Genomic DNA, 25,980 nt, shown 5'->3' on the forward strand with positions numbered 1-25,980 from the left:
GGAGCTATTATGAAAGCGCCCGCTATTCCTGCCAATGAATCAGAACGTCTGCGCTCTTTGCGCGAGTCCGGGCTTTTGGAATCCCCTCATCATCTGCCCTACGATCGCCTGACGCGTCTGGCAAAACGCCTGTTTAACGTTCCCCTGGCGAGCGTGAATCTCATTGATGAGCACGTCCAGGGGCACAATCTGTCGAGGGTTTTGCCGCCGCAGTTGTACCGCGTAACCTCTCTTTTGGCGGTCATACCATTCTTGCTCACGCGCCGCTGGTGGTTTCTGATACCCATAATGATCCACGATTTGTCGATAATCCGATGGTCACGGCCAGTCCAGGCGTGCGTTTTTACGCCGGGATCCCGCTGCGCCTGCCGGATGGTGCTATCGCCGGAACGTTTTGCGTGATGGACTATGCGCCGCGAGATTTTGATGCCGGGGATTTACGGGTATTGAACGACCTCGCTTCGCTGGCGGAAGATGAGTTCGCTGCGGTCTGCGCCGCGACTACGGATGATCTGACGGGCTTATTCAATCGACGCGGATTTAATCAGTTTGCGGCCTTCGCGCTCTCCGGGGCCAAAAGACGGGCGGAGCCTTTAACGATCGGCTGGATGGATCTCGATAAGTTTCAACAGATTAACGACCGTTACGGTCATAGCGAAGGCAATATGGCCCTGAAAGCGATGGCGGATCTGATGCGTGCGTCGTTTCGCGAGGCCGATTTGCTGGTGCGCTATGGCGGTGATGAGTTTGCGGTGCTGTTTGCCGATACCGATGAAAAGGGCGCCTGGATAGCGATGCAATATTTGAACGAACAGGTGGCGCTTTATAATCAACGCCATTTGCATCCGTGGAGTCTGACGTTCTCGTGGGGCGTGTGCGAATTTGACCATCAGCACAGCGATTTGCAGCAGTGGCTTAAAGGAGCCGACGACAAAATACTGGCCATGAAACAGCAGCAGAGCCTCGGTGGGTGACATAACAAAAGCCTATGATCGCCGCACTTGCGTTAAATATTTGTTAAGGGCAGTGTGATGAGATCATCTCGAAAGGAAATCACATGACCTCTTCACTGCTTGTTCAACCCCTCTCCCGGGATGAGATCCTCATCCATATTGATGCCCTGGCGGATATTCTCGACAACTGCGTTAACGGCGGCGCATCGGTGAGTTTTATGCTGCCTTTTTCCCCTGAAGATGCGCGTCATTTCTGGCGTGGTGTGGCCGAGAGCGTAGGGCGGCAGGAACGCACGGTTCTGGTCTGTCGCGATGAGCGGGGCGATTTTTTGGGTACGGTTCAGCTCATTACCGATCAGCCGGAAAACCAGCCGCATCGCGCTGATGTGGCCAAGCTTTTGGTGCATGAAAAAGCCCGCCGACGTGGGGTGGCAATGGCGTTGATGGAAGCCCTCGAAGCCGTGGCGCGGGCAGAGGGAAAAAGCGTTCTGGTGCTGGATACGGCAACCGGCAGTCGCGCTGAAACATTTTACCATCGTGCCGGCTGGCAAAAAGTAGGTGAGATACCACGGTATGCCCTGATGCCAGCGGGCCAGATGACGGCCACGTCTGTGTTTTATAAGTATGTATAATTATTTACACAATTACGTCATGAATTGATCAAAACAGGGGTTCGTGGTTTAAAAGTTTGATAAGTTATTGGACCAATCTTATCGGGCTGTATGACTAATTAAAAAAGGAACCCCCTTGTGAACACACTCAACCGTCGTGATTTCCCCGGTGCTCTCTATCCTGAACGTATCATCCAGTTTGGTGAAGGTAACTTTTTACGTGCGTTCATCGACTGGCAGGTTGACCTGTTGAATGAGCACACAGACCTGAATGCAGGCGTGGTCATTGTTCGCCCAATTCAGAGCGATTTCCCGCCGTCACTCAGCACTCAGGACGGTCTGTACACTACAATTATTCGCGGCCTGAATGAAAATGGCGAAGCGGTGAGCGATGCGCGCCTTATCCGCTCCGTGAACCGTGAAATCAGTGTTTATGACCAGTACGACGAGTTTCTCCAGCTGGCGCATAATCCTGAAATGCGTTTTGTATTCTCGAATACCACCGAAGCGGGTATCAGCTACCATGCCGACGACAAATTTGAAGATGCCCCTGCGGTCAGCTATCCGGCCAAATTAACCCGTTTACTGTTTGAGCGTTACAGCCACTTTGCGGGAGCTGCGGATAAAGGCTGGGTGATCATTCCGTGTGAACTGATTGATTACAATGGTGATGCGCTGCGTGAGCTGGTGCTGCGTTATGCCACCGAGTGGGCGCTGCCTGCTGCATTTATTCAATGGCTGAATGAAGCCAATACCTTCTGCTCCACGCTGGTTGACCGCATCGTGACGGGGTATCCGCGCGATGAAGTGGCGGCGCTGGAAACGGAGCTGGGCTATCACGATGGCTTCCTTGATACAGCCGAACATTTTTATCTGTTTGTTATTCAGGGACCGAAGTCACTGGCGGCTGAATTGCGTCTGGATAAATACCCACTCAACGTCCTGATTGTTGACGACATCAAACCGTATAAAGAACGGAAAGTGGCCATCCTTAACGGGGCACATACCGCGCTGGTTCCGGTTGCCTATCAGGCCGGGCTGGATACCGTTGGCGAAGCGATGAACGACGCTGAAATTTGCGCATTTGTCGAAAAAGCGATTTACCAGGAGATCATTCCGGTACTCGATTTACCGCAGGATGAGCTGGAATCGTTTGCCAGCGCGGTGACAGGGCGCTTCCGCAACCCGTACATCAAACATCAGCTACTGTCGATTGCGCTCAACGGTATGACGAAATACCGTACCCGTATTCTGCCGCAGCTGCTGGCAGGGCAGAAGGCTACCGGCAAACTGCCCGCACGACTGACCTTTGCGCTGGCTGCGCTCATTGCATTTTACCGCGCCGAGCGCGACGGTGAACGCTATCCGGTGCAGGATGACCTCCACTGGATCGAGCGTTATCAGCAGCTGTGGACGCAGCATCATGACAAGCAGATCAGCACCAGCGAACTGGTGAAAGTGGTTCTGAGCGTTAGCGAGCACTGGGAGCAGGATCTGACATCGGTGAGCGGATTGGTAGAACAAGTTACGCTGGATCTGGATGCGATTCTTCTTCAGGGTATGCGAGCGGCAGTGAAACAACTGTGCTAAACATCACGCCCGGCTTCGGCCGGGTTTTATTGGAAATCATATTAGTTACAACATACTATTAGCCATCTTTTTTAAAAACACCACTTCGGCATTGTGCCTGTCATCGCCCGGCAGTGAAAGGTTGCAATGGGTTCGTAACACGCTTGCAACCGTGACGGGGATCACGTTTAATAGTCGCGCTCTCTTCTTGCCTGAAACTGACTATGATTGTTCGTCCTCAACAGCACTGGCTGCGCCTGATTTTTGTCTGGCACGGGTCGGTTCTGTCAAAAATTTTCACCCGGCTGTTTCTCAACTTCCTGTTGTCTATTGCCGTTATCGTCATGCTGCCGTGGTACTCATCTCTGGGGATCAAGCTGACGGTGGCGCCGTTTAGCATTCTCGGGGTCGCGATCGCGATTTTCCTCGGCTTTCGCAATAACGCCTGTTATTCGCGCTACGTTGAGGCTCGCCAGTTATGGGGGCAGTTGATGATAGCGTCACGCTCGCTGTTTCGCGAGGTAAAAAACACGCTGCCGGACGATCCTCACCTGGGTGAATTCGTGCGTCTGCAAATTGCGTTTGCCCACTGTCTTCGCATGACGCTGCGCAGACAGCCTCAGGCCGGGCAATTATCACGCTACCTTTCGGCACAACACCTGCGCGCCGCGATGGATTCACAATCGCCTGCAAACCGAATCTTACTGATTATGGGCGAGTGGCTGGCGAGCCGCCGACGGGAAGGGCAGCTGTCGGACATTCTCTTCAATAGTCTCAATAATCGCCTGAATGATATGTCCGTGGTGCTGGCTGGCTGTGAACGTATCGCCAACACGCCGGTGCCGTTCGCGTATACGCTCATTTTGCACCGCACCGTGTATATGTTTTGCATCATGCTGCCATTTGCGCTGGTGATGGATCTGCACTATATGACACCGTTCGTTTCGGTCCTGATCTCGTATACGTTTATTTCACTCGATGCGCTGGCTGAAGAGCTGGAGGAGCCGTTCGGGGTTGAAAATAACGATCTGCCGCTGGATGCCATCTGCAATGCGATGGAAATCGATCTGCTGCAGATGAACGATGAGCCAGAGATTCCGCCGCGTATTTTGCCGGACAGGCATTACCAGCTCACCTGATACACCTCAGGAACGCTGCAAAGCGTTCCACTCGTCGCGGGTGATCTCCCACAGTTCAGATTCCAGTTCGCCACTGACGTAGGCTTTCTTCTCCGTTCGCACCAGGCGCATACCGCTGCTGACGGAGATACGTTGCGAACGCGCATTAATGGCCGCTTTTGGCGCCCGCAACAGCGGTTTATTCAGCGTATTAAACCAGTAATCCGTGGCCGCGATACTGGCTTCGCGCATATATCCCTGACTCTGCCATTCCGGTGCCAGCCAGAAACCACGGTTATTGTCATCCTCGTCATACAGGCAAATCAGCCCCATCAGTTCATCGGGCGTCTCATGACGGCGGATTGTCCAGAACCACGCGATGCCTTTTGCTACATCCGGCAGGGCGACGTTATTCACGTAATATTCAGCACCGTTTTCCGGATAAGGCCATGGCACGGTGGCAACCATGTAACGCACGATTTCCCAGCGCGGGTAGAGCGTCTGGATTTGGGCCGCATCTTCCGCCTGCAACGGTTTGAGAAGAAGGCGCTCAGTCGTGAGTAAAGGTACGGTCATGGTGCGGATCTCCTTTTTTGGGCGTTATTTTTTTATTTGTCTTCTGCTATTTTCATGATTACCACATTCTGCGTGGGCTGGCGTTAATTCGTTCACTATCAAAATTGACAGGGGTCATCATGACATTAAGACTGGCCGCGCCCGATGAAGCGGAAACCCTCTGGCGAATCCGCAATCTGGCGATTCGCTCCGGCTGCACCACGAGTTACGATGCTGACGTTATTGAACGCTGGACGCCGGATGTCATGCCGGAAAACTATCGCCAGATGATTGCCCAGAATCCGTTTTATGTCGTGGAAAATGACCACGGAGAAGTGGTCGCAACCGGATATCTTGATCTTGAAGCGAAGAGCGTTGAAGCCATTTTTACATTGCCGGAAGCCGCGGGAAAAGGAATGGCAAAACGGATTATCGAGGCGATAAAACAAGAGGCCGTTGAGCGGGGAATTGCCCGGTTAACGCTCTCATCTACGCCGAATGCGCAGTCATTCTACCTAAAACAAGGATTCGTCGCGCTGGGGGAGAATTGTTATTCTTCCCGGCTTGCGAACGCGGAGTTACGCTGTATTGATATGGCAATAGAGTTATAAGAGCCGCATATTGCTCTGACATTTTGTTGATAAAAATGAGTGGGGATTTCAAACCCGACGGCGTAATCGCCGTCGGTGTTTAATGCGTTCTGATACCGCTTAAGGCTCGCGTCTGGCAACGATAAAGAGGCGTGGAAATGCCAGCAGTATTTGTCCGTTTTCCTGGATCGGATACTGCTCTTCGAGAAGCTGATGATAACGCTCGAGGTAATTCCGCTGTTCGCTCTCGCTCAACTCCTGTAACCACGGGCGTAACCCGGTCGCGCTTACCCAGTCAATAATCGCCTGATGGGAATTCATCTTGTGGTAATAGGTGGTGCGCCAGATATCCACGTCGCAGCCCGCGTCGGTTAAAATATCAAAATAGGCATGCACGCCGGGTAACGACTCACGTCCACGATCGGGATAACCCTGTTCATAGGCCACTTCACGCATCAATACGTGAGTGGGCTCATCCCGGTTATCGGGCATTTGAATCGCCAGAACGCCGTTGAGCTGAAGCTGCGAGGTCAAATGGGGCAACAGCTCGTAGTGGTTTGAGATCCACTGCAGGGAGGCATTAGCATAGATCAGGTTGAGTGGACGCTCGGGCCGGAACCGGCGAATGTCCGCCTCAATAAAATGGCAGTCCGGCAGGGCGCGACGCGCTTCTTCCAGCATAGCCGGCGAATTATCCACGCCCGTGATTTGCGCCGATGGCCAGCGCTGATGTAAAAGCGCGGTACTGTTTCCGGGTCCGCAGCCTAAATCCACGATCGCGGTGACATCGTCCAGCATAACCCTGGCAAGTAATTCTGCGGCAGGGCGCGTGCGTTCAGCGCCGTACTGCAAATAAAGCGAAGGATTCCAGTCACTCATTTTGCCTCTCCCGTATTGATGATTCAGCAAGTGTAGATGATCCGCTGTTATCATGACTGGCGTTCATCTCTTGCGCTGTCAGTCTTTGCTCTCGTAAGCCAGCGAAAACATTATCATAATCTGTGCGGAACGAATGAGAACCCGCTTGGCATTGTCAGGTTCGCCGATAAACAGATAACTAGCGTCGCTTTAAACAGAAGGATAAACAATGAACACGACAGACAGTGTAAAGAACAGATATCCCGGAGCCGCGGCATGGTCGTTTGGCGATAATCCTGACATGGCGGATGAGCTGGCGGGACTCGTGATTAGCCAGAAAAAAACGGCATCTTGTGGATCATTAGCATCCTGCCTTGCGGAAGATCCCGCCCCGAGGATTGGCAGCTACCATATTATTCTTAACGGTCAGCAGGAGCCGGTCTGTGTGATTCGAATGATGTCGATGCGGTTGGTAAAGTTCTGCGACGTTGACGAAGCGTTTGCTGCCAAAGAGGGCGAAGGTGATCTGAGCCTGGCTTACTGGCGCAAAGAGCACCAGGCTTTTTTCACCCGCGAAGGATCCTTTGCTGAGGATATGGAACTCGTCGCTGAAGAATTTATGCTGGTAGAGGTTCTGTAACTACGTTATCAGCGTGGTGCTTCCTGCGAAAATGGAGCAGGGAGCCGTCGCTCCCTGTTCAGTCATGATTTCGTCATCGGTTTACCTTGCGAATCAACAACCTGTTCGCCATCTTCTTTGGCAAACGCGCCGCGCTGCTCATCTGGTAAAATAGCTAATACCACTTCAGAAGGGCGACATAACCGGGTCCCCAATGGGGTCACGACAATCGGACGGTTAATCAGAATAGGGTACTGCAACATAAAATCTATCAGCCGATCGTCGCTGAAAACATCTTCCGCCAGTCCTAACTGCTCATAAGGATCGACATTTTTACGCAGCAGGGCCCGAACCGAAATACCCATATCTTCAATCAGTTTCACCAGCTCTTTACGGGCAGGCGGTGTCTCAAGATACAAAATAACCATAGGTTCAGTGCCGCTGTTGCGAATCATTTCGAGGGCATTGCGTGACGTTCCGCAGGCCGGATTATGGTAAATAGTAATATTGCTCATCGTAATGCTCTCTGGTTAGTACCCCGCTAATGGATTCTACTGGGGTAAAAATAAAGTGATAAGTTACAGTGTAACGGAAAGTCGCAGTACCAGTGCTGCCAGGGTGACAAAAAGCACCGGGATGGTCATCACAATGCCGACCCGGAAGTAGTATCCCCAGCTAATTTTCATCTTCTTTTGCGACAAAACATGCAGCCATAACAGGGTCGCCAGACTACCAATGGGGGTAATTTTAGGGCCGAGATCGCTGCCTATGACGTTGGCATAAATCATCGCGTCTTTGATGACACCTGTCGCAGTGCTGCCGTCAATGGAGAGCGCTCCGACCAGAACGGTTGGCATATTGTTCATCACCGAAGAGAGAAAGGCTGTCAGGAAGCCGGTCCCGAGCGTCGCCGTCCATAATCCCTGTTCAGCCAACTGGTTCAGCAAGGAGGAGAGGGCGTGTGTTAAGCCTGCATTTCTCAGACCATAAACCACGAGATACATGCCCAGCGAAAAGATAACGATCTGCCAGGGAGCGCCGCGCAGTACCTTGCCAGTGTTAATGGCATGGCCTTTCTTCGCAACGGCAAAAAGAATCAAAGCGCCAACGGCGGCGACTAAGCTAACCGGTACGCCGAGCGGCTCCAGCCAAAAGAATCCCAGCAGCAGCAAAGCAAGAACGACCCAGCCTGTCTTAAAGGTATTCACATCCCGAATGGCTTCTTTCGGCTTTTTTAGCAGGGCGATATCGTAATGAGCAGGAATGTCTTTGCGGTAAAACAGATGCAACATACCCAATGTGGCCGCAATTGCGGCGAAGTTTACCGGGATCATGACCCGCGCATATTCGGTGAATCCCAGCTTAAAGAAATCAGCCGAAACGATATTGACCAGATTCGACACTATCAGTGGCAGGCTGGCGGTATCGGCAATAAATCCTGCGGCCATGACAAAGGCGAGTGTCGCGCCCTGGCTGAACCCCAGCGCGAGAAGCATCGCAATCACTATCGGTGTCAGGATCAGTGCCGCGCCATCATTGGCAAATAGTGCGGCCACCATCGCACCGAGAAGGATAATCCAGGTAAAGAGCAGGCGGCCACGGCCATTTCCCCAACGGGCCACATGCAGTGCGGCCCACTCAAAGAAACCCGACTCATCAAGCAAAAGGCTGATAATGATCACCGCGATAAAGGTGGCAGTGGCATTCCAGACGATTTGCCAGACCACCGGAATATCGCCCAGGTGAACAACGCCTGTCAGAAGTGCCAGAATAGCACCCAGAGAAGCGCTCCAGCCGATTCCCAGCCCCCTGGGTTGCCAGATAACCAGAACGAGCGTGAACAAAAAGATAACACCAGCCAGTAACATCAGAAGCTCCATTCATATTGGTTTATTCGAATATATCTGTCGTCTTCAGCAAGCGGACGATGCCGCGTTACTGAGCTTATTGCGTATATTTTCTCGTTCGCAATTCCAGGCGGTATCAATAATACCCGCAGCCCAGGCAGGCATATGTGGCGACAGTCGGTAATGCACCCATTTCCCTTCTCGGCGGTCGATGACCAGCTCTGCTTCACGTAATAATGCCATGTGGCGTGAGATTTTGGGCTGAGATTCTGCGGTTGCCCCGCAGATATCACACACACACATCTCACCGGACTCCCTGAGAAGCATCACAATAGTCGAACGGGTTTCATCGGCGAGCAGTTTAAAAAGCTGAACAGGCTGTAGCATGCGTAACCTCGCTAAAAAATAACAATACATATGATATTCCATATGTGATAGTTTTTAAAGCATAGCTTATGAAAGGGAGATTTTTATGACCGACTTACCTGCAATCGAACCGGATTACTTTGATGATGCGATTGCCAGCAAACTTTCGGCCAACAATGAAACCATGCCGCGTATTCTCATCCTGTACGGCTCAGTGCGACAGCGTTCCTACAGCCGTTTTGCAGCCGAAGAGGCAGGGCGGTTGCTGACAGCGATGGGCGCTGAGGTGAAAATCTATAATCCTTCCAGTCTGCCTCTACCTGATGATGCGCCGGAGAGTCACCCCAAAGTGCTTGAACTACGCGAGATGGTCAGATGGTGTGACGGGATGGTCTGGAGTTCCCCGGAAAGGCATGGAGCCATGAGCTCAGTGATGAAGGCCCAGATTGACTGGATACCCCTGAGTGAAGGTGCTGTTCGTCCATCCCAGGGCAAAACGCTGGCCGTTATGCAGGTCTGCGGCGGCTCGCAGTCTTTTAACACGGTAAATCAGATGCGGATACTTGGCCGCTGGATGCGCATGTTCACCATTCCCAACCAGTCGTCAGTACCGAAAGCGTGGCAGGAGTTTGATGATGAAGGGCGCATGAAACCCTCAGCCTGGTATGACAGGATTGTTGACGTTGCCGAAGAGTTGTTCAAAATGACGTTACTTCTGAAAGGACACACAGACTTTCTGGCCGACCGCTACAGTGAAAGGAAAGAGAGCCATCAGGAACTCTCTGCACGGGTGAATCAGGCAAAGATATAATCCTCTCGTCTACGCATACCGTGGTCAGCGAGTAAGCCCGAATTAAATTTCGGGCCAATTTGAAAACTAACGAATGTTAAACCAGCCAGTGGTTTCCTCAATGACGCGCCACAGTTTCTGGGGTATAGCAAGTTTCTCTACGTCTGATGCAGCAATACTGAGAGCAATTTTTCCTTCAGCTTTGCCATCTACGAACTTAACCCAGTCTGGGTTCATCACCATGCCCTGACCAACGGCCGTCAAAGATACTCCTGCTTTAACAGCATCCTCTGCTTGCTCTGGTGTGCGTAACTGTCCGGCCACAATCAGAGGTATCCGTGCAGCAAGATGATCGCGAACGAGTTCGATTACTTTGGGTCCATCCGGTGCATCAACGGGTCTGGCTTCAAGTGCATTACCGAGTGATACGTGAAGATAATCAATACCCTCATCGACCAGGCGGTCAACCAGCTGAAGTGACTCATCAATGCGCAACCCATCTTCGTAATGCTCATCCAGTGAAATGCGGTATCCCATCAGGAAGGGATTGGCTGCATGCTCAGCAATCGTATTACGCACACTCTCGATGACGCCGAGAGGGAAACGCATACGGTTTTCAAGAGAGCCGCCCCATTGATCTTCTCGTCGGTTGGAATGAGGTGAGAAAAAGTTCTGAAGTAAAAAGCCATGGGCACCATGTAACTCAACACCATCAAATCCTGCTTCTATTGCACGGCGAGTTGCTTCCCCGAAATCCTGAATAACAGTTTCGACTTCAGTGCATGTCAGTTCACGAGGACTTACGGACGGTGCGAAAGGACCGGCGTCGCCAGCAACAGCACTTGCGGCGACAATATCCGAAACCAGTTCAGGGCTGGTTTTCACACCTGCATGGAATATTTGTAAGATTGCCGGTGCTCCACCGCTTTTTGCAGCAATAGCAAGGCGCTTTAAACCGGGAATAAATTTGTCGTCATACGCCGCAAACTCTCCCGTGAACCCAATGCCGTTTTCCTGAACATGCGTACAGCCAGTAATGACCAGCCCGATGTCCTGAACGCGTCGACGATAATATGCTTCTTCCTCATGAGATACCGTGCCGTCATCATTACCAGCCCAGGTCGTCATCGGGGCCATCACAATACGGTTGCGCAGCGTCACACCTTTACCAAGTGGAAATCTTTCAAGTAGTGGGGTTTGTTTCATGGATAGTTATACCTGTGCGAGATTTTTCTTGAAGAAAGGAGCCAGTTTACTCGCTGCAACCGTTGCACCCTGACCATCATAGAGGTCCATATGTGTTGCATCCGGAATGATATGCAGCGTTTTTTGAACAGAAGCAGCAGTTTTGTGTAATTCCTGGCTGTGCCAGAGCGAGCCAGCTTTGCTACCAGCTACAATCAGAAGTGGTTGTGTTAAAAAGACATCCGCCCCTTCAAATCCGGTGAAAGACGCCAGCGTACTGATACTTGTCATCAGCATTTGATTGGTAGAAGTCGGATATTTTCCGCGTTCGGTCAGATAGTAGTCCGCTGCTTCCTGAAGATCTTTTGGGGCACTGGCATCACCCAATTTAGGCACATAGTTGACATAAACCGGTGCGCCGCCTGCTGCTTCGACTGTGCGCTGTTTAGCAACAGCAGCCAGAGTTGGAATGAGTTCAGATTCTGATGTTGTTCCCTCCCAACCCTTACGGGTTGCGGCTCCGACATCCACAGCACTGACAGTTGCCAGCGCTTTGATTCGGCGTTCCGTCATCGACGCTTTAACCGTGATACCACTGCCTGCACAAACGCCTAATGCGCCAATGCGATTATTATCGACATAAGGAAGAGTGGTCAGGTAATCGACTGCGCTATAGAAATCGACAACTCGCTTCATGGGATCATCAACAAAGCGCGGTAATCCGCCACTGGCCCCCTGATGGGAGGCATCAAACGCCAGGGTGATAAATCCTTCTTTAGCCAGTTTGAGGGCATAAAGGCCCGCTGTCTGTTCCTTAACACCACCGCCTGGGTGGACAACAACAATGGCAGCGTATTGACGGTTTTCACTGAAGCCCGGGGGAACGTAGACGTTTCCCGATATCATTATTTCATTGTTGCGGAATAGGACACTGGTGACTGTGATGCCATCTACGTGTGTCGTGGTGCCAGATGTATTAGGTGTCGGTGAGAGCAGGGCTGAAGCATGACCCGCCATCAATAATCCTGCTGAAGCCACTGAACTCGTCAGGATAAAATTTCGGCGGCTTAACCCACCTGCTTTTTTACTCATTGCAAGACTCCTTCATTTACATGATGACGGCCCTGGCCGCTGAAAGAACACAGATTGTTTCAGCGGCCATCTTAATCTCTTTAGTATTCAGAAATTAGATGCTTAATTTCGCATGGGCTTAGAAGGAGGTTTTATTAATAGGGTTATAAGAAACTGAGTTCCATATGGACCAGGACAAACAGCGCTCAAAGGTTATGGGGCGCGGAGTGCTTCAAGCACAAGTGCAAATGCCGGAGAATGTTGTAGACGGCTGGGGTAGTAAAGATGATAGGGGGGACGGGGCGGACACCAGTCTGTCAGCACCTGGACTAACGTCCCGCTTTCAAGGGAAGTCTCAACGGTATCTAGCGGCAGATACGCAAGCCCCAGTCCATCAAGTGCGGCCTGCCTCATCATATTTATTGTGCTGAAAGTAGCGCGTCCATCAATGCGAACCTTAATTTCATTCCCATCCTTGCGAAACTCCCAGGTATAGAATCCGCCATGAGTGGGCAGGCGTAACCTGATACAGCTATGGTCGTTTAAATCACGAGGCGTTCCCGGATATGTCTTCCCCATGAAATAAGAGGGTGCTCCAACCACTGCAAAACGGAAGTCCCTGGCAAGCGGCAGTGAAATCATATCCATATCAACCTGTTCGCCCAAACGAACTCCGGCATCATAACGCTCAGCGACAATATCTTTGAGTCCGTACTCGCTGATAATTTCAATGTTGATATCGGGATATTCAAGTAGCACAGGGGCGAGTTTTGGCCAGAGTATTGTATCGGCGGCGTGTTCAACGGCAGTAATACGCACAGTACCGGCTGGTTTTTCTCTCAACCCGCTGAGTGCGGCGATCTCACTTTCAATTTCGTCAAAATGAGGTCCTATACGGGAAAGTAGCCGCTCGCCAGCTTCAGTCACAGAAACGCTACGCGTGGTACGGGTAAGAAGACGAAGACCAAGGTCTGCTTCAAGAGTCCTCACCGTGTAGCTCAGCGCCGATTGTGAGACACCTAACTGAGCGGCAGCTTTTGTGAAGCTTTTTTCTCGGGCTACTGCGATAAAAGCTTGATAATCGTTAACATTTTTACGACGCATTTATTAAACCAGTTTCTAAGTGAGGAACCATTAGAGGCATTAACAAAATAATCCGGATAGAGGCAATTTGTCCATAATTAACGCTTGGCAAATAATGTTGAGTTATGTTTGTTTCTTCCCAAATATTTCTTCAGAGCGTGATTGAAGTTTCACCAGTGCATTGAACATATCGTCCTGATCCAGGGAACGCTGAGATTTCTTCGTCGTGGGGGCTTTACGCCTACGTGAAGGACCGTCTCCGGATGGCACAGACTGTGACCGATTACAAGCCGCTGCGCTGCCAACTGTGTTGTCAGGCGTCGATCGATGACGTCCTGAATTATCTTGAGTCGGTTAACTTCATCCAATGTGAAAAACTCCGTTGCGAGAGCCGTCATGGTAATCCTTACTTGATTATACACGCCGGACATCTTAACCCCCTTAGCCCAGAGCGGACATTACAACTTTGCTACGACAGGAAGTGTCAAGGCTCAATTCAAATGACCGCTTTCTGGCTCAATTAAAATGTCCACTTTGATCTCAGTTTCTCTTTGCTGGTAGACTTTCCTACAATTGAAACAACAGGGTAATTGCTGCCATGCTCCGATACGAGTTAACGCCGAACAATGCGGGTTTTGTACTGTGGGGAGATTCAGAAGCGTTGGATGAACTGCATCAGTTAATCCATTTCCTTGTCGATGAAAGCCCTCTGATAGAAGGTAAGGATGGCTTCATGTTGTCTCTTGCTTACGATATCAGAAAGGCCAGAGAAGGTTGTCGCAGAATTGAGCAATATGAGTATGAGGGACACGACACATATAATATTTATGGCGTCGAGCTTTTATGGCCACTGATTCTAATCCAGTTAGCATTATTCCGACGCTCAATGGCTTATATTGAGGTTAATAAAAAACAACTATCTCTGATGTATTCATTTGAGCATATTCTGGAAGCAGCTTTAAAAAAGTTAATGCCTGAAAGTTGGGAAGACCTGATAAGAACAGCCAAATGTGCCTCCGACTCCGACTTCAGGTCGATTGAAAGTAATCTTGACAGCAGATGTTGCTATTTTGCCAATCTGCATCCTGAACTCAGAAAAAAGCAGCTAAGAAATATTCTCTGTTCGTTTGATCCGCTATGGGGAAAATATGTCCGCGAAGCGCAGGATATAAAAATGCTGAATGAGATGAACAATGCTATCTGGGACTGGCCGGAAAATATCAACTGGTGAGACAGACGTTGCCCGTCCCGTTAGCAATGCTTTCAGTTGGCTCTTTTATCAAGATTTCTGGTAAGAACCGCCAGCGGGAACTGATGTTATCCCGGTTGCTCTGTATCAGAGTGATGACAGTAATAAAATTTGCATAAATTTTACTCCCCTTCGTCTTAACTCCCTGCGATGATTATGGTTTTGGAGATTTAACTTAAGGAAAGACGATGAACATACGTTATCCGGTACGGAAAGCCGACAGACGGGACTATAAGAACTATGACGAGCTGCTGACCGACATCCGCAAAAACGCCCACGGTTGGTGGTTACTGGGCATTAGTCGTTACTGGCACGGGGGGATCCACATCGGGACGTCATCGTCTCCGGCCTCGGTGCTGGATCAGGAAACGCCGGAAAAATCCGTGCCGCTCCAGTTCATGATGGACGGTGAGGTGGTGGCATGGCGGGTTAACCGCGATTACGCGCATATTGAATGCATGCAGGCGCAATCGCTTCGCCAGTCCGGCACCTTTGTGCTGGTCAAATCGGTGTACAAGCCCGACGAGCAGGATGAATCCTCCTGGCTGACGCTGTACCAGCTTTACATGCACATCGCACCATTATCAGAATTTCCGAAACGCCCCCTTTACCGCGTCACGCAAAAAGGCCACGGGGTGCGAATGCGTAAACATTCCCGCCACGATGATAACCGTGAAATCGTGCCGGACGTGCTGGCAAATAAACACGGCAACGCCAGAACGCTGATGCAGGGTGAAACGCTGGCCGTGCTGCAACAGAAATCGTTTCTGCTGGATCAACGGCCGGAGCCGTTCGCCCTGGTGCAGCGTCTTCAGAACGGTAAACCCGCCGGAGATCTGCTCTGGGTCTCGATGCGCCCGGAATATCTTGAGCCGGACGGGGAATGTTACGTGTGCCTGCCTGACTGGATGCACAGCGCCCTGAATCACGGCGTGTTTGATGATGTGGTTGTGCCTCCCGTCCCGCTGAAAGTGACGGTGAAAGCAGGGGATCCGGTCGGGTTCCTCGGCGCTCAGGATCTGGCTGACGAAGATAATTATCCGCAGATTATTACCACGGACTATAAAGCCCATATCGAGTTGCTGAGTCTCGACGAGCATGTGCCGGATGTGGTGGCAAACGTGAAGGGGATCAAAACGGGCAAACAGTTCATTAAGCTGAAGCTGAAACGACCGCTGTACCTGCGAAACGGGGAGGGCGAGGAAAGTACCTTTGAGCAGATGAGCGCCATTACCCGCGCTGATGCAGGGAAAATTATTCCGCGCGATGCCACATACCCGTTTACGGATAAAACCGGGGTCACATACTTTCAGATCCGCCCGCATACATGGGTGCACCAGGACGATGTGGAACAGCTCAGCCAGCACGATTTAGCCGGGCTAAACTTTGACTGTATTAAAGCTGAACATACAACCGATTTTACCCGCACGCTGGATGAACGCTGGGTTATTGATGCCCTGAAAAGCATCAGCTCGCACTTTGACAGCGAAAAAGGACCCGCATCGGCACAGGCAAAAATGTTTTATGACAGCCTGATCCACAACGCTGAAAACAGAAGACCGCCCGACCCGTATCCCGATAAATCTCAGGACGAACTGCTGTTCGGCGCACTGCATACGAACCAGATGAACATCCCGGAATATGCGCGGCGGCTGATAGTGAAACACGACAGCGACTGGCACAGTACCCGTGAAGATACGCGCTGGTCATCGGTATTTAAGGCCAGGGATGAAAGTCCGGTTGTGCGGTCAGTATGGCATTTTCATCCGCTTGAATTCCTGGAAGCGATTAACCCAAAAGGAAATTGTGCATGTGGCCGGGATATCACTTTAGATGAATTGTGTGATATTGCCCCAAAAGCCGATAAGGACATTTTGGCTCAGTATTTGCCAGCATTTAATGATGGTTTCCGCGAATTTGGCATTATATCTTGCAGAGAAAAAGCTCATTTCCTGGCTCAATGTTGTCATGAAAGCGGCGGTTTAACACTTACTAAAGAAATTGGAGGAACAAGAGCCAGTTATGCTCCCTGGTATGGTCGAGGATTAATTCAATTAACATGGCAAGAAGTATATACAAAGTATGGTGCATATGTTGGTGAGAATTTTGAATCAGATGACGCCTCCAGAAATAAAATAGCACAATATCCACATTGTGTCCGGTCTGCCTTTTGGTTTTATTGCGTGAATAAAAATGTATCCAAACATGCTAAGAATGATGACTTTAACATGGTCACCGCACTTATAAAGCTCCATGATTTTACTGGTTGCGTCATCAACGTAGACCAGTGCGGTGCAGGCTGGTCCTCGGCCTTCAAACCAGTCATGATCGCAGCCATCGATTTGTATTAGTTCACCTGTACACGGACGCCGGTAACGTGGCTGAGGGATCCTTGCGGCGCGTTGTTTCCGGGGGATCCATAAACCAGCCCGGACCATAATACGCCGCACGGTTTCTTTGCCAAGAAACAGGCCATGAACCTCTTCGAGCTTTTCACGCGCCAGAGTCGGCCCGAAATCAGCGTAACGCGTCTTGATCAGCTCCAGAGCCTGATCTGCAAGCCCGGGCCGTAATTGTCGGTTGCCACGCATTCCACATCGTTGGCTGGCCAGGCTGAGCGGACCGCCTTCGCGGTAACGAACCAGCAGTCGCCGACATTGTCTGTCGCTGATACCGAGGTGCTCAGCTGCGCGACGCGTTGTCATACGATGTTCAATAACGTCCTGGATAATCTTGACCCGGTTGATCTCTTTCAAAGTAAACACTCCTGAGCTTTCTGCGCTCATGATATGTCTCCCGGTTGTTTAATCGGCTCCGTGAGGCATCATCATAATGCGGACATCTGAATTGAGCTACAGGCGGACATTACTATTGAGCCTCTACAGGAAGAGTGCGCATAATGTATATTATGTTAAATGCGCGGGATAACACAAAATAGTGATTCTATAAGGCCTTTTGGGGCCTTTCTTTCCGAACCATGATGAAAGTCTAGATTAGCCCCCGCCCTGTTTCAACTACAAACACACGGTAGCGGTCCGGGTAGTACATCAGGCACGTAACGCGTTCTTCTTCGAGTGTCTCGTTAAAAAACGGGTTGTCGTACCAGTTAACCTCTTCGGTAAACCACTCTTCTTTCGCGTTCAGGACGTAGCGAATGCGCGTCAGCTTCACAAGCGCTTCCTGACGTGACAAAACATCCCGCGAAAGGATGTGCTTTTTGTACGTGCTTACAGCCTGATTTATGTCGTTATTCTTAAGTAACTTTTCAGCCTGAAAGTCATCGTTAAAGCCTTTGTATTCACGGTCGCGCGATTTCGCATAGCAAAAACCCGGCGCTTCAGCGGCTTCGGCCACCAGCCGTGCAAAGCGGTCATCGCGCTTTGTCAGTTTTGTTGTTGTCGTCATGTAACCGCCCTCAATGCGGGAAGGTTACGGAATGCCTAGAGGGGATTGAATTGTGTGACGTGTGGGAATGGCAGGTATAAAAAAGCCCCGCATGATGCGGGGCTTCAGTCAGTGTGTTCCGTATGCGTTTATGTTTATGACGGGCAATATGGCCACCCCGTTCACGTAAAATACATCAGAATTTGTGTACGAATAAACCCGCCCGTTCAACCTGATATTCACCGTGCTTGCGTAACCCGTGACAGTGGCGCTGTCAGTGTCAGACACAAGAAATGGCTGACGCTCTGAAATGGCTTTCATCACCTGTGAATCATCAGCAATCGGCCCGTCAAGATAGTACCGATACACGTCTGATACTGTCGCACCGCCGCCATTATATTTGGTCACGTACAGCCAGACATCGCCGGACACCTGCTTTTTAAAAGCCAGGCTGTCGTCGGGCTGGCCGTTAATGTAATACTGGTAAAGCAGAAAACCCCCGACCATCAACGCCAGCACAATCGTCAACAATCGGTGAAGCCACTTAATAACCATTCTCCCGCGCATAATCTATCCCTTGCCTTATCCAGAACTGATCATGCGGGTCATCACCATACGGCGGCTTTCCGTACCACTCGCCCAAATTGGGGCGGGATGTCTTCGCGTGCGACTGCGCCCAGCCAGCTCCGATTAATAATGTGTTCGCCGGTATTCCAGCAGCAAAGCCCGCCGCCCCAAAGTTAAAATTCCCGAAGTTCTGAAGCGTGTGGCTTTGCTGCTTATAGTCCCACGGCCCATGGTTACGCACCATCTGATAAAACCAGTAATACGTCGGCGGCAAGGCCATGTTCCGCGACTGGCCATGACTGCGGGCTTCCCGCATGTTACTGCAAACCAGCCATGTCCCCGGTGACGGCATGTAGGGTAAAACGGCCATAACTATTTCTCCACCGGAACCACTGCGGCAACTGTCAATTCCCAAACCAATAAGCAGGAAGTAACGACAGAATCCAGTCGCTGAACAGGTACATTGTATTCTTTTGCTATCTCCTGCACCCTTAATGCCATTTCAATATTTGAGTCAGGGTTATTAATCAGATTCGCTATGACTATGCTTAATGCAATTTTCACATCTTCACCAGCGTCATTAACCGCTTTCATGTGATTAACGATAGTGCGCGTCAGTGTCACAGCGTATTCGCGTTTATTCATTCCATATTTATAAGCCATGATTATTCCTTGAAGCCCTCAATTAGATCACCTTTTGATCCATCGCGGATAAATAATTACCCTTTTCGTGCTCTGGTTATTGACCAAAGCTGCTAACGGCGTTAAATTTCCCGCAGGTGCTCAAAACACCTTTACAGTCGAAAGCGGCCTTCACCCCGTCAGCGTGATTTTTTTATGCCCAGATTTTATGCTCTGGCGGCGTGCTGTCGCGTGAGTGCTGATTTATGGGCTGGAGTGCGACGAATAGCGCGGGGCTTGCCCTGTGTAATAAGTCCGCCGACTTTCGACGGTTTTGAGCTCCAGCCCACCCCATCTCAAAAGTGGGGATTCAGTCTCATCGAAAGGAGTATTCACCATGCATAACCATTTTCATGATATAGCCAACATCCTGACGTCTACCGGCGCACTTCTTGCCGCTGTTCCTTCTGTTAATTCTACGCGCCCGGTCATCAAAAACGCCTCAAACGAAGTCGAAAAACCGGAAATCACTGCCGCTGAAGTGTATGTTGCGCCCGGTTCGCAGTACAGCAACGCCCGTGAGGCGCTGGCACACTTGATTCACGAGCTGCACAACCCAAAACGTGACAGCTATAACGAAACTCTCGATTTCACATACGCGAAACTTCCCGCACTGCTGGACATGCTGCGTGACCCGATTTATCAGCACGGGCTTATGCTGAATCAGGAACTGAAGACCGGGACAAACGGCTTGCCGTTCGACATGATCACAACCTTCCACCACATCCCGACCACAACTGAAGTTTCATTTGCCCTTCCCGCCTACATCAAAGAAGACAAGCGTCTGGACGATTGTCAGCGCGTAGGCGCGTCTTATACCTACTTCCGCCGTTAGCCTGCTGGCTATATGCTTTAGCAGCGCATCAGAGGGTGGGATTTTTTTATCCGGGGCAAAGCCGACGCTTTTCAAATAGCAAAGAAGAACAGCAAAACCAAAACGGCTGGCGGGTTTACGGTGAGCACTGATAAGCGCCAGATCATGCTCACTGAAATAGGCCATTCGGGTCAGCGTTAACTCATCGTTCGGTAATGCCAGTAATGATTCTCTTTCCGACAGAGAAAGAATCTGCCTCCTTGCCATATAGTTTCCCTCTTAAATTATTCGATGCGGTATTTTTAACAAAAATGGTTATCGCATAAGGGTACACCCTGACGCCATAACCAAAACGTGACGGCACACGATAAATGACATAACCTATATGCGATAGAATAAATGCAATAACCTAAATGCGATAATGTGGTGAAAAAAATGTTCATCAGAGCTTATTTAAGGGCATCGACGGAAGATCAGTTCGCCGATCGGGCAAAAGAGATGCTGGAGCAGTTCGTCCAGGAGCGGGGGCATAAAATCGCCAGCTACTATCGGGAGAACATCAGCGGTACAAAACTTGACCGCCCGGAGCTGGGCCGCTTACTGATGGACAGTCACCGTAATGATATTTTGCTGGTCGAGCAGATAGACCGCCTGACCCGTCTCAGCAACAGTGACTGGATGACGCTGAAAAAGCAGATAGAACAACACGAGTTGCGGATTGTCAGCCTGGATGTCCCCACTTCATGGCAGGCACTGTCAGATAAAGACCCTTCGCAGGTCGACCCTATAACCCGCGCAGTAATAACCGCCATTAACAATATGCTTATCGACCTGATGGCCGCAATGTCACATAAGGACTGGCTGAGTCGCCGCCAGCGCCAAAAGCAGGGAATTGAACGGGCCCATACACTGGGTAAATACCGGGGAAAACAGGCCGATCATGAACGGCATCAGAAAGTCCTGTACTACCGGAATATCAAGAAACTGAGTATCCGGGAAACTGCTGACGCAACAGGCTACAGCTCTTCTCAGGTGTGCCGTATTCAGGCTCTTTATAAATTAACGAAGTCGAGTTAAATATCAAATTTCACATACACTCCTGTGACAGATCATATATTTTCTTTGAAAAACTTAATTAGCTGTTTGTTAATAAAACCTGGATTTTCAATATTGCTAATATGTGCTGCTCCCGGTACAGTCAGGTGACTGCATGATAACAGATCAGCGAGCCTTTTTCCTTCCGTTGGTGGTCTGGGGACGTCAAACTCCCCCGTCATCACCAATGATGGGCAGGATATATCTCCAAGAATATTGAGTCGATCTTCTCTGCCAAAAATAATCCGTCCAAGAGGGATAATACTCTTTCTTAATTTCTCAGCTGGTAATGTACTCAAAAATATATAAAGTTCATCTTTCAGTTCTTGGTTGGCGTCTGGGGTATAAAACAAAGAAACAAGATATTCACACATATCCGGAGGGATCTTCCCTTGTTGTTCAATTATATTTAAATTATTGAAGTAAATTAACTTTGTACTATCAGGCTCAGAATCAAGATCCGTATCCATCAGAACCAATGCCCTGACAGCGTGTGGGTATTTATAAGCTAATTCGGCTCCCCACATCCCCCCGACGGACAAACCAACAATGGCGAACTCATCAATTCCCAGAGATGTGATTAAAGAGTAATGGTCATCAGCCAAATCTTCGATCGATTTTCTTATGTCAGGAAGTGGTGGCGAGTCACCGTGAGCCCACAGATCAGGTACAATAACCCTGTAATACTGAGACAGCTCTTTAATCTGAGGCTCCCACATATTTTTCGAAAAAAAATAACTGTGTCCGAATACTATAGGAAACCCTGACCCAGTATCATAATATGTCATTGAATTATTCACTTTTATTTTCCTGTCGTTTTAACATGAGGTGACAAGATTCATTTCAGTGGTTATACCTGGTCCGAATCCGGCAATTATTCCATTTCTGTTTTCGGTGATATTTTCGCCTTCACACATGCGTCGATAAGTGTCAAGGACTACTGAACTGGAAATATTCCCACAATTCATCAACGTATCAAAACTATATTTGAATTTTTCCAGAGGAACATTTAGAGTTACAGCGATATTTTCAAGAATCCTTGGCCCTCCTGCATGGATAATGTAGAAATCCAGCTCACTAATATTCAATTTTTTCTTACTGGCAAGATCATTCATGATTGGGGCAAGAGACAACATGGCTCCAGGGACTCGTTTATCAAGTCGAAAATGGAATCCCGTATCTTCTATATCATAGCTAATCCACTCTTCACTGTCGGGAACCAGATAACTGTCATTAACAATTAATCTGAGCCCCGGTCTGGCTTCACTGGTAACTACTGCGGCTGTAACGGCATCGCCGAAAAGACCGTCTATTAGAAGGCTGCTGATACTGGTGTCTGTTGGCTGGTAACTGAGAGAACAAAACTCACAGCTAACAATAAGCACATTACTACCGGGGTGGGCTGCAATAAAATCCTGTGCACGATTGATAGCCACTGCCCCAGCAGCACACCCCATCTGAGCAATGGGTATCTGAACCGTATTCCTGGGGAAATTAAATTCATTTATCATCCATGCGGTCAGTGAGGGCATGGAAAATCCTGTGCAGGAAACATAAATAATAGCAGATATGTCCCTGCAATCTAAACTGGCGTTGGCAAGCGCTTCATGAATTGCCTGTGGAATAAGTCTTTTTGCTTCAATATCAAAAACAGAGTTCCTATATCCAAATCCTGCGTGCCTGGATGTAAGAGCCATAGGCATAACCAGATGTCTTTTTTTTATTCCTATGTTCTTAATAATATCTATGGCCTTATCCAGATAGCTTAAAGTTCTGAAGTTTTTTCTGGCAAACGCGATGGTTTCATCAAGCGTTAATATATAATCTGGCAATACTGTTGAAGGTTTTGTTAATACAGCCATATTTAAACCCACTTAATTATAGTTAGAAGATTTGACGGCACATCAGCATTAACATTTAGATAGCAAATCTATTGATGTCAAGTAAAATATAGATAAGCAAGCCGAGAGCATTATCAAAATGGCATACAATTCATGCTGTTGTATTTTTTTAGGTGTGATTATTTTTTTTTGCATGAATTTTTTAATTATATATTTCAGTCGATTGCAGCTTACATGTTGGGTATGGCATTGAAATTTAATTGGTTTGACTTATTGTAATAAATCAACTTAGCTTAAAGGCGTGTGATATGAGCGCATGGCTACAACCTGAATCCAAACATTTTTACTAAGGATAAATTTATGCCACGTGAGGTTATTAAGGGCATCCCCATGCCAGAACCAAACCATACAACATCCTGGGTTACACGAGGTGCAGGACTACTCTTTACAGCCATCGGGCCAGTACTTCCGGATGGAACCATTTCTACTGAGGGAATTGCAGAACAGATAAGACTATCCCTTTCAAATCTGAAGGCTGTCCTTGAGGGCGCTGGAAGTGGTTGTGACAATGTTCTTCAGATTATTGTTTATTTGCGTGATCCCGGCCATGTGAAAATTCTGGATGAAATATACCCACAATTTTTTTCCTCCCCATACCCAAATCGTTCAACCGTTATTGTTGAACGAATGGTTGTGGACAGTATGAAGATTAAAATGGTAGTCACTGCATTGGCCGGAGATCCACTGACCCTGAATCAATTAAGTTAGGGGGCAGTAGAAAAATCTTCATAGTGAATTTTCCAAAAAATACCATTGGTAACAATTAATTGTATTAGAACCTATTTCAATAGGACTTTATTCCTACGATAAAACTACAGGCAAAATACAATATGTACTCGTAATCCCGATGGATTTTTAAACTTAAATCCATTTTCAGAGCTCCTGCTCGGCTCGGGAAAGATGCCGTTCGGTTATCTATCTCAATTTATTGATTTTACACCATTATCAAGCCATAGCTTCCCTTCATGGCTAGTGTAGTCAGCACTATCGGCTGACGTCATAAGCACATATTCCGCTAAAGCGAGATTACCACCCCCACTGCGCTGAATTGTGCTCCACTTTTGGTCAGTCCTTGTGGGACAGGGGATTGAGGCGTTTCCACTGCCATGTAGCGCTACAGTATCGAAATGGTTAAAAATTAGCCTTAACGTACAATAATTTTCGATTTCCAAACTGACCCCAACCTGAACCCCTCAGGAACATTTAACATCCGACGCTTTCGTGTCTGAAAGTAATTACTGATCCCCTTTATGACTCACGGCGGCTACGGTAAAGGAGACAGCGACGACATCCTTGCCAGTCTGGCGCCAGCTGCGCGGCGGGAAAAACCGCTGGTCATTGAATGCGACCAGGAGCGAAGAACCACTGAAACAGTCACCCGTTGGCTAGAGACAATACGCAGTTAATCGTCCGCATTCATGAGTCTGCCAAATAAGGGCTATCAGGGGCGCTAAATAATTAACGCTGACAACTCAGATATGATTGAACAGCAAACATAACAGAGGATGAAATATTGAAGACAATCTTAAAAACGCTGGCCATCTGCGTGATGGCGAGTGGCCTGGCGGCGCATGCCGAGCCACTGGTCATTCAGGAACAGGGAAGCTTTTCTGCTCTTATTATCATAAACCACTTGTAGATAGAACTTTCTGAAGGAGTAAATATATTCATTCACCTTACCATCTTCAGAATGTTCTTCCTTCACAGGCGCGCCAAAAATTGATTCAATGTACTTAATCGACACTCCAGTGTAAATTACACGGAGGTTATCTTCCGCTTTTTTTTGGAAAAAATTATCTGCGATGTTTTGATATAAATCAAACACTCCATTCAACGCCACAAAATATCCAGAAATGGCAAGCGCACCACTCAAAATAACAGCAATCAAAGATTTTTTAAGTGCTTTTATCGGGAGCGTCATAATGCCTCTTTTATTGTTTTTTTAGCATTCTACTTATCGCTGACTATAAAGTAAAACAATGATATGTGAAAATGATCATCATTCATGAATGATTAAGTCCAAAATTTATCTAAAGGCATGGTATTAATTTTTCATATTAGAGCAACGTCCACTCCCGGCACAAACCCGCCCCTCCCCCCTTCTCTCAATTAATGAGCCCACCTAATAAACCCTAGCTAATTACCCCACCTAATCGAATAAATCACTTTGCGTTATGCTTTTCCTGGACAACAGCTGAAGGATAACGTCATGCAAACTGTAAAACTGAACAACGGTATTGAAATGCCCCTGCTGGGCTTTGGTGTCTTCCAGATGACGGATGCCGCTGAATGCGAAAGAGCCGTTATTGATGCCATCGATACGGGATATCGCCTGATCGATACCGCTGCGTCCTACCAGAATGAAACCCAGGTCGGGAATGCGCTGAAACAGACCTGTATCGCCCGTAACGAACTGTTTGTCACCACTAAACTGTGGCTGCAGGATACCCATTACGAAGGCGCTAAAGCACAGTTCGAACGCTCCCTGAATCGCCTGCAGCTGGACTATGTTGACCTCTATTTGATTCACCAGCCTTATGGTGATGTACATGGTGCGTGGCGTGCTATGGAAGAGCTGCAACAGGCTGGCAAAATTCGCGCCATTGGTGTGAGTAACTTCCATCCTGACCGACTGGCCGATCTCATCGCCTTCAACAACGTCGCCCCTGCGGTAAACCAGATTGAAGTAAACCCCTTCAACCAGCAGCTGCATGCCGTTCCATGGAATCAAAGCCGTGGCATTCAGCCGGAAGCCTGGGCCCCATTTGCCGAGGGGAAAAATGGTCTGTTCCAGCATCCCGTGCTAACGGCAATTGGCCAGAAGTACGGCAAAAGCGTCGGCCAGGTTGTATTGCGTTGGATCTTCCAGCGCGGCATCGTTTCACTGGCGAAATCGGTGCGCAAAGAACGCATGGCAGAGAACATCAACATTCTCGATTTTGAACTCAGTTCTGAAGATATGCTGCAAATTGCCGCACTCGATACTGCAACCAGCGCCTTCTTCTCTCACCGCGACCCGGCGATGGTGGAATGGCTGACTGGCCGCAAACTTGACGTTTAAGTCGCGATAAAAG

At 49.0% G+C, this 25,980-nt stretch carries 26 protein-coding genes and 7 pseudogenes; 15 read left to right on the plus strand and 18 right to left on the minus strand.

All coding sequences use genetic code 11. From position 1 onward, the window contains the following. Positions 1-9: 9 nt before the first annotated feature. The 4 genes and pseudogenes from SOM82_RS10050 to SOM82_RS10065 all read left to right on the plus strand — a co-directional run bounded on the left by SOM82_RS10050 (position 10) and on the right by SOM82_RS10065 (position 4,272). Positions 10-974: pseudogene (locus SOM82_RS10050) on the plus strand (sensor domain-containing diguanylate cyclase). Positions 975-1,057: 83 nt separating this feature from the next. Beyond that, complete coding sequence (locus tag SOM82_RS10055; protein ID WP_320459466.1) at positions 1,058-1,585, plus strand: GNAT family N-acetyltransferase; 528 nt, start codon at positions 1,058-1,060, stop codon at positions 1,583-1,585. A gap of 117 nt (positions 1,586-1,702) precedes the next feature. Continuing rightward, entirely contained in the window at positions 1,703-3,154 is a 1,452-nt protein-coding gene (locus tag SOM82_RS10060; RefSeq protein ID WP_320459467.1) for a tagaturonate reductase, read from the plus strand. Between the two features lie 203 nt (positions 3,155-3,357). Continuing rightward, positions 3,358-4,272 carry a bestrophin family protein gene (locus tag SOM82_RS10065; protein ID WP_320459468.1) on the plus strand — a complete coding sequence of 305 codons (915 nt, stop codon included), beginning with the start codon at positions 3,358-3,360 and terminating at the stop codon, positions 4,270-4,272. 6 nt (positions 4,273-4,278) lie between these two features. On the opposite strand, the gene SOM82_RS10070 is transcribed toward SOM82_RS10065, so the two are convergent. Beyond that, entirely contained in the window at positions 4,279-4,827 is a 549-nt protein-coding gene (locus SOM82_RS10070) for a GNAT family N-acetyltransferase (protein WP_320459469.1), read from the minus strand. Positions 4,828-4,946: 119 nt separating this feature from the next. On the opposite strand from SOM82_RS10070, the gene SOM82_RS10075 reads away from it, so the two are divergent. Beyond that, positions 4,947-5,417, plus strand: coding sequence for a GNAT family N-acetyltransferase (locus tag SOM82_RS10075; RefSeq protein WP_320459470.1), 471 nt, complete (start codon positions 4,947-4,949; stop codon positions 5,415-5,417). 99 nt (positions 5,418-5,516) lie between these two features. Here SOM82_RS10075 and tam read toward each other — a convergent pair whose 3' ends face one another. Further along, positions 5,517-6,275 (minus strand): trans-aconitate 2-methyltransferase, encoded by a 759-nt coding sequence (tam, locus tag SOM82_RS10080; RefSeq protein WP_320459471.1) that lies wholly within the window; start codon positions 6,273-6,275, stop codon positions 5,517-5,519. A 208-nt stretch (positions 6,276-6,483) separates the two neighbouring features. Between tam and SOM82_RS10085 the strand changes: the two genes are divergently transcribed. Further along, positions 6,484-6,894 (plus strand): ASCH domain-containing protein, encoded by a 411-nt coding sequence (locus SOM82_RS10085; protein ID WP_320459472.1) that lies wholly within the window; start codon positions 6,484-6,486, stop codon positions 6,892-6,894. A gap of 62 nt (positions 6,895-6,956) precedes the next feature. Here SOM82_RS10085 and arsC read toward each other — a convergent pair whose 3' ends face one another. The 3 genes from arsC to SOM82_RS10100 all read right to left on the minus strand — a co-directional run bounded on the left by arsC (position 6,957) and on the right by SOM82_RS10100 (position 9,107). Then, the gene (gene arsC / locus SOM82_RS10090) at positions 6,957-7,388 is read right to left on the minus strand and encodes a glutaredoxin-dependent arsenate reductase (RefSeq protein ID WP_320459473.1); all 432 of its coding nucleotides are present in this window, start codon (positions 7,386-7,388) and stop codon (positions 6,957-6,959) included. A gap of 63 nt (positions 7,389-7,451) precedes the next feature. Continuing rightward, positions 7,452-8,741: an arsenic transporter gene (locus SOM82_RS10095; protein WP_320459474.1), complete on the minus strand. Its 1,290-nt coding sequence runs from the start codon at positions 8,739-8,741 to the stop codon at positions 7,452-7,454. 45 nt (positions 8,742-8,786) lie between these two features. Next, entirely contained in the window at positions 8,787-9,107 is a 321-nt protein-coding gene (locus tag SOM82_RS10100; RefSeq protein WP_320459475.1) for a transcriptional regulator, read from the minus strand. An 85-nt stretch (positions 9,108-9,192) separates the two neighbouring features. On the opposite strand from SOM82_RS10100, the gene arsH reads away from it, so the two are divergent. Beyond that, a complete protein-coding gene (arsH, locus tag SOM82_RS10105; RefSeq protein ID WP_320459476.1) occupies positions 9,193-9,897 on the plus strand; it encodes an arsenical resistance protein ArsH in 705 nt (234 codons plus the stop codon). Positions 9,898-9,963: 66 nt separating this feature from the next. Here arsH and SOM82_RS10110 read toward each other — a convergent pair whose 3' ends face one another. The 4 genes and pseudogenes from SOM82_RS10110 to SOM82_RS10125 all read right to left on the minus strand — a co-directional run. Further along, positions 9,964-11,082, minus strand: coding sequence for an NADH-dependent flavin oxidoreductase (locus tag SOM82_RS10110; RefSeq protein WP_320459477.1), 1,119 nt, complete (start codon positions 11,080-11,082; stop codon positions 9,964-9,966). A 6-nt stretch (positions 11,083-11,088) separates the two neighbouring features. Then, positions 11,089-12,153: an alpha/beta hydrolase gene (locus tag SOM82_RS10115; protein ID WP_320459478.1), complete on the minus strand. Its 1,065-nt coding sequence runs from the start codon at positions 12,151-12,153 to the stop codon at positions 11,089-11,091. A gap of 192 nt (positions 12,154-12,345) precedes the next feature. Then, entirely contained in the window at positions 12,346-13,236 is an 891-nt protein-coding gene (locus SOM82_RS10120) for a LysR family transcriptional regulator (RefSeq protein WP_320459479.1), read from the minus strand. Positions 13,237-13,338: 102 nt separating this feature from the next. Next, positions 13,339-13,497, minus strand: a pseudogene (locus SOM82_RS10125) (ISNCY family transposase); the annotation flags it as partial. 316 nt (positions 13,498-13,813) lie between these two features. Here SOM82_RS10125 and SOM82_RS10130 point away from each other — a divergent pair. Next, positions 13,814-14,446: a DUF6904 family protein gene (locus tag SOM82_RS10130; RefSeq protein WP_181827883.1), complete on the plus strand. Its 633-nt coding sequence runs from the start codon at positions 13,814-13,816 to the stop codon at positions 14,444-14,446. 416 nt (positions 14,447-14,862) lie between these two features. Further along, positions 14,863-16,815, plus strand: coding sequence for a glycoside hydrolase family 19 protein (locus tag SOM82_RS10135; RefSeq protein WP_501083563.1), 1,953 nt, complete (start codon positions 14,863-14,865; stop codon positions 16,813-16,815). Here SOM82_RS10135 and SOM82_RS10140 read toward each other — a convergent pair. The 5 genes and pseudogenes from SOM82_RS10140 to SOM82_RS10160 all read right to left on the minus strand — a co-directional run. Next, positions 16,711-17,250: pseudogene (locus SOM82_RS10140) on the minus strand (helix-turn-helix domain-containing protein); the annotation flags it as partial. The gene SOM82_RS10135 and the pseudogene SOM82_RS10140 overlap by 105 nt on opposite strands. A 202-nt stretch (positions 17,251-17,452) precedes the next feature. After that, positions 17,453-17,869, minus strand: coding sequence for a hypothetical protein (locus SOM82_RS10145; RefSeq protein ID WP_320459481.1), 417 nt, complete (start codon positions 17,867-17,869; stop codon positions 17,453-17,455). A gap of 108 nt (positions 17,870-17,977) precedes the next feature. Beyond that, the gene (locus tag SOM82_RS10150) at positions 17,978-18,403 is read right to left on the minus strand and encodes a hypothetical protein (protein WP_320459482.1); all 426 of its coding nucleotides are present in this window, start codon (positions 18,401-18,403) and stop codon (positions 17,978-17,980) included. Beyond that, positions 18,393-18,785 carry a polymorphic toxin type 44 domain-containing protein gene (locus tag SOM82_RS10155; RefSeq protein WP_320459483.1) on the minus strand — a complete coding sequence of 131 codons (393 nt, stop codon included), beginning with the start codon at positions 18,783-18,785 and terminating at the stop codon, positions 18,393-18,395. Before SOM82_RS10155 ends, SOM82_RS10150 begins: the two co-directional genes overlap by 11 nt. A gap of 2 nt (positions 18,786-18,787) precedes the next feature. Then, the gene (locus SOM82_RS10160; RefSeq protein ID WP_320459484.1) at positions 18,788-19,078 is read right to left on the minus strand and encodes a hypothetical protein; all 291 of its coding nucleotides are present in this window, start codon (positions 19,076-19,078) and stop codon (positions 18,788-18,790) included. 355 nt (positions 19,079-19,433) lie between these two features. On the opposite strand from SOM82_RS10160, the gene SOM82_RS10165 reads away from it, so the two are divergent. Next, positions 19,434-19,931, plus strand: coding sequence for an ERF family protein (locus SOM82_RS10165; protein WP_320459485.1), 498 nt, complete (start codon positions 19,434-19,436; stop codon positions 19,929-19,931). Here SOM82_RS10165 and SOM82_RS10170 read toward each other — a convergent pair. Beyond that, positions 19,899-20,177, minus strand: a pseudogene (locus tag SOM82_RS10170) (DUF4158 domain-containing protein); the annotation flags it as partial. The gene SOM82_RS10165 and the pseudogene SOM82_RS10170 sit on opposite strands and share 33 nt — an antisense overlap. A gap of 168 nt (positions 20,178-20,345) precedes the next feature. Between SOM82_RS10170 and SOM82_RS10175 the strand changes: the two are divergent. After that, positions 20,346-20,987 carry a recombinase family protein gene (locus SOM82_RS10175; RefSeq protein WP_320459486.1) on the plus strand — a complete coding sequence of 214 codons (642 nt, stop codon included), beginning with the start codon at positions 20,346-20,348 and terminating at the stop codon, positions 20,985-20,987. A gap of 32 nt (positions 20,988-21,019) precedes the next feature. Here the strand turns inward: SOM82_RS10175 and SOM82_RS10180 are convergent, their stop codons facing one another. Beyond that, on the minus strand, positions 21,020-21,805 hold the full coding sequence (locus SOM82_RS10180; protein ID WP_320459487.1) for an alpha/beta fold hydrolase: 786 nt from the start codon (positions 21,803-21,805) through the stop codon (positions 21,020-21,022). An 18-nt stretch (positions 21,806-21,823) separates the two neighbouring features. Beyond that, positions 21,824-22,867 (minus strand): type III polyketide synthase, encoded by a 1,044-nt coding sequence (locus SOM82_RS10185; RefSeq protein ID WP_320459488.1) that lies wholly within the window; start codon positions 22,865-22,867, stop codon positions 21,824-21,826. A 339-nt stretch (positions 22,868-23,206) separates the two neighbouring features. Here SOM82_RS10185 and SOM82_RS10190 point away from each other — a divergent pair, with 339 nt between their 5' ends. The 3 genes and pseudogenes from SOM82_RS10190 to SOM82_RS10200 all read left to right on the plus strand — a co-directional run. Next, positions 23,207-23,614, plus strand: coding sequence for a RidA family protein (locus SOM82_RS10190; RefSeq protein ID WP_320459489.1), 408 nt, complete (start codon positions 23,207-23,209; stop codon positions 23,612-23,614). A gap of 527 nt (positions 23,615-24,141) precedes the next feature. Then, positions 24,142-24,312: pseudogene (locus SOM82_RS10195) on the plus strand (flavodoxin); the annotation flags it as partial. A 107-nt stretch (positions 24,313-24,419) separates the two neighbouring features. Beyond that, positions 24,420-24,521: pseudogene (locus tag SOM82_RS10200) on the plus strand (alpha/beta hydrolase); the annotation flags it as partial. Positions 24,522-24,578: 57 nt separating this feature from the next. On the opposite strand, the pseudogene SOM82_RS10205 reads toward SOM82_RS10200, so the two are convergent. Further along, positions 24,579-24,827: pseudogene (locus SOM82_RS10205) on the minus strand (hypothetical protein); the annotation flags it as partial. 288 nt (positions 24,828-25,115) lie between these two features. Between SOM82_RS10205 and SOM82_RS10210 the strand changes: the two are divergent. Continuing rightward, positions 25,116-25,967, plus strand: a complete 852-nt coding sequence (locus tag SOM82_RS10210) for an aldo/keto reductase (protein ID WP_320459490.1) — start codon at positions 25,116-25,118, stop codon at positions 25,965-25,967. The last annotated feature ends 13 nt before the right edge of the window (positions 25,968-25,980 follow it).

This window comes from Lelliottia sp. CFBP8978 (assembly GCF_034046055.2).
Lineage (GTDB): Bacteria > Pseudomonadota > Gammaproteobacteria > Enterobacterales > Enterobacteriaceae > Enterobacter.

What these genes read in the sequence shown, in the direction of transcription:
- SOM82_RS10155 (WP_320459483.1), bottom strand. Translation starts at nt 18,785, where the DNA reads ATGGCCGTTTTACCCTACATGCCGTCACCGGGGACATGGCTGGTTTGC.
- SOM82_RS10135 (WP_501083563.1), top strand. Translation starts at nt 14,863, where the DNA reads ATGATGGACGGTGAGGTGGTGGCATGGCGGGTTAACCGCGATTACGCG.
- arsC (WP_320459473.1), bottom strand. Translation starts at nt 7,388, where the DNA reads ATGAGCAATATTACTATTTACCATAATCCGGCCTGCGGAACGTCACGC.
- arsH (WP_320459476.1), top strand. Translation starts at nt 9,193, where the DNA reads ATGACCGACTTACCTGCAATCGAACCGGATTACTTTGATGATGCGATT.
- SOM82_RS10095 (WP_320459474.1), bottom strand. Translation starts at nt 8,741, where the DNA reads ATGTTACTGGCTGGTGTTATCTTTTTGTTCACGCTCGTTCTGGTTATC.
- SOM82_RS10070 (WP_320459469.1), bottom strand. Translation starts at nt 4,827, where the DNA reads ATGACCGTACCTTTACTCACGACTGAGCGCCTTCTTCTCAAACCGTTG.
- SOM82_RS10150 (WP_320459482.1), bottom strand. Translation starts at nt 18,403, where the DNA reads ATGGTTATTAAGTGGCTTCACCGATTGTTGACGATTGTGCTGGCGTTG.
- SOM82_RS10115 (WP_320459478.1), bottom strand. Translation starts at nt 12,153, where the DNA reads ATGAGTAAAAAAGCAGGTGGGTTAAGCCGCCGAAATTTTATCCTGACG.
- SOM82_RS10065 (WP_320459468.1), top strand. Translation starts at nt 3,358, where the DNA reads ATGATTGTTCGTCCTCAACAGCACTGGCTGCGCCTGATTTTTGTCTGG.
- SOM82_RS10185 (WP_320459488.1), bottom strand. Translation starts at nt 22,867, where the DNA reads ATGGCTGTATTAACAAAACCTTCAACAGTATTGCCAGATTATATATTA.
- SOM82_RS10165 (WP_320459485.1), top strand. Translation starts at nt 19,434, where the DNA reads ATGCATAACCATTTTCATGATATAGCCAACATCCTGACGTCTACCGGC.
- SOM82_RS10175 (WP_320459486.1), top strand. Translation starts at nt 20,346, where the DNA reads ATGTTCATCAGAGCTTATTTAAGGGCATCGACGGAAGATCAGTTCGCC.
- SOM82_RS10145 (WP_320459481.1), bottom strand. Translation starts at nt 17,869, where the DNA reads ATGACGACAACAACAAAACTGACAAAGCGCGATGACCGCTTTGCACGG.
- SOM82_RS10100 (WP_320459475.1), bottom strand. Translation starts at nt 9,107, where the DNA reads ATGCTACAGCCTGTTCAGCTTTTTAAACTGCTCGCCGATGAAACCCGT.
- SOM82_RS10120 (WP_320459479.1), bottom strand. Translation starts at nt 13,236, where the DNA reads ATGCGTCGTAAAAATGTTAACGATTATCAAGCTTTTATCGCAGTAGCC.
- SOM82_RS10210 (WP_320459490.1), top strand. Translation starts at nt 25,116, where the DNA reads ATGCAAACTGTAAAACTGAACAACGGTATTGAAATGCCCCTGCTGGGC.
- SOM82_RS10160 (WP_320459484.1), bottom strand. Translation starts at nt 19,078, where the DNA reads ATGGCTTATAAATATGGAATGAATAAACGCGAATACGCTGTGACACTG.
- SOM82_RS10190 (WP_320459489.1), top strand. Translation starts at nt 23,207, where the DNA reads ATGCCACGTGAGGTTATTAAGGGCATCCCCATGCCAGAACCAAACCAT.
- SOM82_RS10085 (WP_320459472.1), top strand. Translation starts at nt 6,484, where the DNA reads ATGAACACGACAGACAGTGTAAAGAACAGATATCCCGGAGCCGCGGCA.
- SOM82_RS10130 (WP_181827883.1), top strand. Translation starts at nt 13,814, where the DNA reads ATGCTCCGATACGAGTTAACGCCGAACAATGCGGGTTTTGTACTGTGG.
- SOM82_RS10075 (WP_320459470.1), top strand. Translation starts at nt 4,947, where the DNA reads ATGACATTAAGACTGGCCGCGCCCGATGAAGCGGAAACCCTCTGGCGA.
- tam (WP_320459471.1), bottom strand. Translation starts at nt 6,275, where the DNA reads ATGAGTGACTGGAATCCTTCGCTTTATTTGCAGTACGGCGCTGAACGC.
- SOM82_RS10110 (WP_320459477.1), bottom strand. Translation starts at nt 11,082, where the DNA reads ATGAAACAAACCCCACTACTTGAAAGATTTCCACTTGGTAAAGGTGTG.
- SOM82_RS10055 (WP_320459466.1), top strand. Translation starts at nt 1,058, where the DNA reads ATGACCTCTTCACTGCTTGTTCAACCCCTCTCCCGGGATGAGATCCTC.